Annotated in this window: 8 protein-coding genes; 2 read left to right on the forward strand and 6 right to left on the reverse strand. The window is 33.5% G+C overall.

Annotated features, from left to right (window positions below; genetic code table 11):
* Positions 1-205: helix-turn-helix domain-containing protein (locus IV36_RS11385; RefSeq protein WP_156648674.1), on the forward strand; the 205-nt coding region annotated here is incomplete at its 5' end.
* Positions 206-477: 272 nt separating this feature from the next.
* On the opposite strand, the gene rpiB is transcribed toward IV36_RS11385, so the two are convergent.
* Genes rpiB through IV36_RS11400 form a run of 3 tightly spaced genes read right to left on the reverse strand, consistent with a single transcriptional unit; the run spans position 478 to position 2,717 of the window.
* The gene (gene rpiB, locus IV36_RS11390) at positions 478-1,014 is read right to left on the reverse strand and encodes a ribose 5-phosphate isomerase B (protein WP_156648675.1); all 537 of its coding nucleotides are present in this window, start codon (positions 1,012-1,014) and stop codon (positions 478-480) included.
* A 21-nt stretch (positions 1,015-1,035) separates the two neighbouring features.
* Positions 1,036-1,689: a ribulose-phosphate 3-epimerase gene (rpe, locus tag IV36_RS11395; RefSeq protein ID WP_056992601.1), complete on the reverse strand. Its 654-nt coding sequence runs from the start codon at positions 1,687-1,689 to the stop codon at positions 1,036-1,038.
* An 11-nt stretch (positions 1,690-1,700) separates the two neighbouring features.
* Positions 1,701-2,717 (reverse strand): LacI family DNA-binding transcriptional regulator, encoded by a 1,017-nt coding sequence (locus IV36_RS11400; RefSeq protein ID WP_056992604.1) that lies wholly within the window; start codon positions 2,715-2,717, stop codon positions 1,701-1,703.
* A 443-nt stretch (positions 2,718-3,160) separates the two neighbouring features.
* On the opposite strand from IV36_RS11400, the gene IV36_RS11405 reads away from it, so the two are divergent.
* On the forward strand, positions 3,161-5,023 hold the full coding sequence (locus tag IV36_RS11405; RefSeq protein ID WP_056992605.1) for a beta-glucoside-specific PTS transporter subunit IIABC: 1,863 nt from the start codon (positions 3,161-3,163) through the stop codon (positions 5,021-5,023).
* A gap of 202 nt (positions 5,024-5,225) precedes the next feature.
* Here IV36_RS11405 and IV36_RS11410 read toward each other — a convergent pair whose 3' ends face one another.
* From IV36_RS11410 to IV36_RS11420, 3 genes are all read right to left on the reverse strand, one after another.
* Positions 5,226-5,744 (reverse strand): helix-turn-helix domain-containing protein, encoded by a 519-nt coding sequence (locus IV36_RS11410; protein WP_056992607.1) that lies wholly within the window; start codon positions 5,742-5,744, stop codon positions 5,226-5,228.
* Between the two features lie 291 nt (positions 5,745-6,035).
* Positions 6,036-6,380 (reverse strand): type II toxin-antitoxin system PemK/MazF family toxin, encoded by a 345-nt coding sequence (locus IV36_RS11415; protein WP_056992609.1) that lies wholly within the window; start codon positions 6,378-6,380, stop codon positions 6,036-6,038.
* Positions 6,374-6,637 carry an AbrB/MazE/SpoVT family DNA-binding domain-containing protein gene (locus tag IV36_RS11420; RefSeq protein WP_056992611.1) on the reverse strand — a complete coding sequence of 88 codons (264 nt, stop codon included), beginning with the start codon at positions 6,635-6,637 and terminating at the stop codon, positions 6,374-6,376. Before IV36_RS11420 ends, IV36_RS11415 begins: the two co-directional genes overlap by 7 nt.
* Positions 6,638-7,281 lie beyond the last annotated feature (644 nt).

Genomic DNA, 7,281 nt, shown 5'->3' on the forward strand with positions numbered 1-7,281 from the left:
ACGTGGCGCTTATAAAGGAGCAGTGCGTTTGTACGCACCGGATTCACCTGATCGCCGAAAACGTTATTTGTATCACCAGATAGTGCAAATGCTACAGCAAAATCCACCAGTGCCGATTGCACAGATTGCCAGAATGATTGGAACATCAAGGTCACAGATTTATCGTATTAAAGATTATATTAAAAGAAATGAAAAATTGCTTTGATTGATTAACGTTTCTTAATTGTAGTAATAATTAAATAGTATCCAGAGACAAAACTCTATCTGTTTGAATATTATAATGAAGAAGGATTTGAAAAGCTCTTGGCAAGTTTGAGAATAGATTGATTTCAATATGATTATTTAAAAAAAGAGCTGAATTATATCAGCTCTTTTTATTTATTTTTTAATCTATTATATTCTCACTTGGGTTATAAATATTTTGAATTCATGACATGAAACAATAGTTGCTAAAATTATTTTTTAATTGATTAAATTTTATAGGATATTCTTCCCCTCATTATAATTATAATGGTTATATTTTTCTTCCGATCCATTCTTAACTTCTTCAAATTTAACATCATTATGTTCATCTTCTGCTGTAAGCATGTCAATACGACGTTGATGACGGCCACCAATGAATTCAGTACCTAAAAATTCATCAACGATCAATTTAGCCAGTTCAGGACCAACGACACGAGAGCCAAGAGATAAGATATTTGCATTATTGTGCTCGCGTGATAGTTTTGCTGAGTAAGGCTCACTGACTGATGCACAACGAATTCCGGGAACTTTATTAGCTGCCATACCTATGCCGATGCCAGTTCCACACATGATGATACCAAGATCATATTCTCCTTTTGCAACTGCTTCAGCAACTTTCTTACCATAAATTGGATAATCAGTGCGATTATGATCATAAGTTCCAAAGTCATGAATTTCAAAACCTAGGCTTTTTACATAATCCATAATAGGTTTTTTTAAATCAATGCCTGCATGGTCAGATCCAAAAGCAATCTTGCGTTTTGTATTCATTGTTACTTTAACTGTCATAATTTAGTTCTCCTTTTTTAATTCTGGAATAATATCTACATACGGTTTGTCTTTTCCAAATAAAGATGAGGTTCCAACAACAAAATTATCTACACCATGTTGAGATAACTGGCTAATACGCTTTGGAGAAATAGCGCCATCAACGTTGATTTTAAAGTGATTACGTTCTTTTAATGATGTAAGTTGATCGATCTTGGGAATAACAAAATCAAGAAATGATTGACCAGCAAAACCAGGATTAACAGTCATAACAAGAACATAATCAACAATTGGTAATAAAGTTTCTATTGTAGCAACGGATGTACCTGGATTAATAGCGAGTCCTGCCAGCATATTTTCTTCCTTGATGTGCTTTAATGTTTTAGCAGGATGTTGATCTGCTTCAAAGTGGAAATCAATTTCTGCTGCTCCTAAAGATTTAAATAAAGTAACGTAATTATCTGGATTTTGAATCATCAAATGTGCATCTAAAGGAATATTAGCTAGTTTTTTAACTGTTTTAAAATCTTCAACACCGAGAGCAAAGTTTGGAACGAAACTTCCATCCATGATGTCCATATGAAACATATCAGATCCAGCAGCCTCTAATTGTTGGATCTCTTTACCAATCTTTGAAAAATCGGCGCACATTAACGATGGATAAATTGCATTTGTCATTTTAATACCTCCTAGGCTGATTCACGAGCGACAAGTGTCACAGGTACTTCAATATTTTTTTTAACATCTGTACTGGGACTGCTTATCATTTTTGTTATTGTTTTTGCGGAAAGTTCTGCAATTTTACTTGTATCTTGATGAATAGTTGTCAAACTGGGATTCAATAAACTGGCATACTTAGTATCGTCAAATCCGATGACACCTATTTCATTAGGTATTTTCAGATTGAGCTTATGAATTTGGCGAATTGCAATGGCTGCTATATAGTCACTCAAGCAAAACAGTCCCAATCGCTTATCCTTGTTTTTCTGAAGAAATTCTTCAATAGTTTTGTCATAAGATTCTTGATTTGGAGCTTTTAATTCTAATGAATTTGATTGAGTAAATTGAATGGAGTTTAGTTCTAAAGCATGTTTGAACCCTGAAATTCTGCTTGCTCTAGATGTCGAAACATGATCTGGAGAAACGTATACTGGAAAGTATCCCTTGTCGATTAGCCGCTGGGTCGCTATAAGCGCACCAGTTTTGTGATTAGAAGAAATAAAAATTGTATCTTTATTCTTTGGCTTACGATCAATACATAAAACTGGAACCTTTTCAGTCAAAGAATCTGAGTCGAAAGGATGATCTCCAGAAATGACAATCAATGCATCTATCGATTTTGCTTCCAATGTATTTAGATAATAGTTTTCCATATCTGGATCGCGTTGTGTGTCACAGATAATTGTAGAATAACCAACTTTAAATAAATTCTTTTCAATTTCTTGAACAACTTTCGAAAAAAAATCATTTGTTAAATCAGGAACTAATATTCCAATACTATTAGAATGCTTTGTCCGTAAACTTCGAGCAAGAGTATTAGTACGATAATTATTTTTTTTTACTATATTTAGTACGCGATGTTTAGTTTCTTCGGAAAATCGGCCGGTGTTATTAATAACTCGAGATACTGTAGCAATTGAAACACCAGAAAGCCTAGCAATTTCTTTAAGAGAAACTTTATTGCTTTTTGTTTCTAAGTTTTTCATTTGAATTTTACCAACTTTCTGTTGAGATTAGTAACTTGTTTAATTATGAATTCATGATTTGAAGTGAGTAATCGATTTCTCAAACATAAGTGTATCTCAAATTTAATAATAGTGCAACTTAGTTTTTTAAGGATCGATCAAAAAATAAATTTTATACACTTTTAATGCCTTTATATCAACACTTTAATTACAAAAATTATAAAAAAATAGCTTTCTGTTGTTGACAAAGATTGTGAAAAGGGTTTCAATATGACTTGTAAGAGTTGAGTAAACGTTTGTACAAAAATATAGGCTTTTATTAAGACAATTTTTAGGAATAATTCATATGTATTGCCGTTAGGCCCAGGATGTTGTGATTATATGCCTAATGAACAAACGTTTTCTCAATTTTTATTTATTCGTTGTGATTTGCATATTTATTAATATATTTAGGAGGGATATTGATGGCAAATAATCAGTCTCTTGGCAAGAAGATCTTGAATCTAGTTGGCGGAGAACAAAATATTAACGGTATTACCCATTGTGCCACTCGTCTACGGATGATACTTAAAGATGATAAGATTGCCGACAACAACAAGAGTAGTATTGAAGACCTGAAGGGCGTAATTAGTGTCGTTGAAAGTGGCGGCCAATTTCAAATTGTTATAGGTCCCCGCGTTCCAGAGGTTTATGATGATTTAATTGAGGGAACTAATCTAAGTAAAGAAACCTCTGAAAATAATGACACAGGTAAAAATAATAGTGGGATTCTTTCTAGGGTAATGGATACCATTGCTGGTATCTTTACACCACTGCTTCCATTATTGGCTGGATCAGGTGTTTTGCGTGGTGTTGTTCTTCTTGTTCAACAACTAGGTTGGCTTTCTGCTAGTTCTAGTACTTACCATATTTTAACAGCTGCTTCTACGGCTGTGTTTTACTTTTTGCCCGTTCTTTTAGCGGTTACTACAGCTGAAAAATTTAGAGTTAACAAATTTGTTGCTGCTGCAATTATGGGCGCACTCATAATGCCAGAATTTATGAACTTAATGGGGTCGCAAGGAAATGGTGTCATTACTCACTTTTTTGGTATTCCAATTGTTATGATGACCTATACTTCAACTGTTATTCCTGCAATTCTTTCCGTTTGGTGCCTTTCATATTTAGAAAGATTTTTGAAGAAGTACATTACAGAGAACCTTCAGCTTGTTTTTGTACCCATGATTTCTCTTCTTGTTATGGTTCCAGTAACTGCTGGTATTTTTGGTCCGTTTGGTGTTTATATTGGAGAAGGACTTTCTGGCGCGATCAATTGGTTAATGAATTCCAATGGTTGGATTGCAGGTGCTTTAGTTGGCGGAGCCTGGAATATTTTTGTTATCTTTGGCTTGCAATGGGCTGTCAACCCAGTAATGATTCAAAACATTAGTCGTTTAGGATATGACTATATTGTTCCGTTGACTGCTGCTGCTAACTTTGGTATGGCGGGTGCCACTCTTGGAACATTTTTTAAGACTAAAGATAAGAAAATGAAGACATATTCGATATCTGCTTTATTATCAATATTTTTTGCTGGAATTACTGAACCTTCTATTTATGGTGTAGGTGTTAAATACAAACGCCCACTAATTAGCGCTGTAATTGGTGGAGCAGTTGGTGGTGCTTTCATCGGTGGTATGCATGTAAAGGCATTTGCGTTTGTCTTTGGTGGTTTGACTACTCTTCCTGCCTTTGTAGGATCTACTTTCATTTCGTATGTAATTGGTTTGTTTATTTGTTTTGCTGTTGCTTTGGTGTCAACTCTTATTATTGGTATTGATGAACAGAATGCTCCTGTAGCCGTTGTAAGCGAAAATACAACTAAGCAACTTATCTCTACAACTATTCAGCAGCCAATATCTGGTTCAGTGGCCGACTTAGCGACTGGTAATGATCAAGCATTTGCTTCAGGGTCTATGGGTGAAGGCTGTGTTATTCATCCAACTGAAGGTAAGGTTTTTGCTCCTTTTGATGGTAATGTAAGTATGTTATTTAGTACGAAACATGCTATCGGTATTACTTCAAATACTGGTGCAGAAGTAATGATCCATATTGGTATTGACACGGTTAAACTAAATGGTAAATATTTTACTGCACATGTAAAACAAGGAGAAAATATTAAGTCTGGTCAATTATTAATTGAGTTTGATATTGATAAAATTAAGGCCGAAGGGTATGATCTTTCAACCTTCATTATTGTGACAAACACTTCTGAATTTAAGCAAGTTAGCCTTATGAAGGGAGATCAAGGAACCCATGGGCGTCATATTCTTGATGCAATAGTTTAACTCATAGCAGAGTATCAAGATAGACTTGAACTAATATTCTTTGATATATAGAAATAAAAATTAATAATAAAAAAGACGATCATTAAGATCGCCCTTTTTATTTGGGCAATGCTATTAAATAAGCATAAGAATATTACTAATTTGATAGTCTTTTTTAAACAATGAATTCATGCCTTTTATTTTAGCAAAGAGTATGTTCATCCTAACGGATAAAATAGCCTATAATAATTGCGCCAATAAAAATAATAGTGAAAATCAGAAGTCGAATAGTTAGTTTGTTGAAAGACTTATGAATTTCTTGCTGATTTTCTTCATATCGAATTTCTTTGGAAAAGTAAATTAAGGTTATCCCATTTAACGCAATACTGATTAGCAGTAAAACCGTGCTTAATAAAGAAAGTCGGCCTAGAAATTGTTGTTGTGAGACCATGATAATCAAAATAAGGTTAAGAATGTTAGGCCCCCACATATACTTTTTTAAACTAGTTAGTCTAGTTTTTTTCTCAATATCTTTCACAATATCAGATCCTTCCACCAATAATTTGTCTAAAGAAAGGTGATAGAGTTGGGCCAATTTTATTAAACTTTCAATATCAGGGAAGGTTTTGCCGGTTTCCCAATTAGAAACAGTTTTAAGAGACACAAATAATTTTTCAGCAAGTTGTTCCTGAGTAAGATGTAACTCTTGACGTTTTCGTTTTAAAATTAAATTCAGCTTCATCGACATTCAACTCACAATCATTTTTCTAAGATTTACTATAATGATTAGCAAAACCATTCACCACCCAATGTGCTACTGATTAATTAAAAAGGGACTAGCAATCAATTACTAGTATAGCCAGAATTGGCTTTAAACCGCTAAGAAATATCAGATTCAGATCTTTTAATTTTTTTATGGGCTGTAATCTCCAATGTCTTCTCGAAAACATTGAAAGAATAACCCCTAATATCTTTATTATAGATATTAGGGGTATTAGGGATTATTTTTTTTATTGGTAATAAATAGTTTTCCTCACTCATCATCAATACTGAATAACAATTTGTATAAAGAAATTATTTTTTCGAGTTCTTCACGTGATACGCGATCAACAATATCTTCGTCTGTGACATGCCTTGCTTGCAAATTTAAAGTGATTGTTTGGTCTAATAAAACCTTACCATATACTGTTTGACTACTGGTTAAACGATGATACATCGGGAAGTCGCGTTCGGTACTGCTAATAGGTGCTACAATCGTCATATTACTGGTTTGACAAACTAAATCATTACTCAAAGCAATCGCTGGTCGTCTATTCATCTGTTCATGTCCACGACTTGGATTAAAATTAACATAAAAGATCTCACCTTGACTTACCATGGAAATTCATTACCCTCTGACTTTCCCCAATCAAGCTCATGATCTCGTTTTCCATCATCTTGCCAGTCTTTAAATAGTTCATGAATATTTGTTGGTTCCTTTTTTACCGGTGTCAAAACTATTGACTCATTTTCGATTGTTATGGTCAGATCCTGATTATCAGCTAATTTCAGCTGTTTAATAATCCGACTAGGAATTCTAGCAGCTCTAGAATTACCCCACTTTGCTAAACGTGTTTGTTCTTTAATAAGTGACATAATTTTCCCTCCCGTCAATATTATCTTAGCTAAAGTGTATACTGCGTAGATACAAAAGGCAAGAAATTTTATTTGAAACTCCAATTTTAAACTTTATGTCACAACAGTAAGAGTCAAAATATAGAAAGTGTGGAGCTTTAGTTTGTTAAGCAAAAATTATTTTTGGCTTTTATTGACTAACTTTTGTTTGCTATTGCGCATATGTCCATAATAGTTTTTTATCTTATTTTTCAAATAATCATGTGCTGTAATTAATTTATCTATTTTTATCTATATTTCAATCTCACTCTCAGAAGTATTACTTTTTAAGCTGGTATAGTTGCATCATTATCTTCATACACGTACACTTGGTCTACTTTCTTAGTTAGGGTTTATGGGCTAGGTTTAACACCGTAAGTACTACCTCTGATTAGAAATAGCCACCGCTTTAACTTCTCTACTTGATCCACTATACAGAGAATACAATTGTTTAAAAACATATGTTTAAATCAGTAGTGTATTTCATTTTAACTGGAGTTGTGCTAATAGCACAGGACGTCCAAGTAGAAAATTGAGTACACAAAAGTGAACATTGAACATATGAAAGATGCTCCTATGTCAATAAATGGCACATCTTTTTCTAAACACTCGTTCTAATTCTGTCG

It is taken from the genome of Liquorilactobacillus mali (assembly GCF_001437155.1).
Lineage (GTDB): Bacteria > Bacillota > Bacilli > Lactobacillales > Lactobacillaceae > Liquorilactobacillus > Liquorilactobacillus mali_A.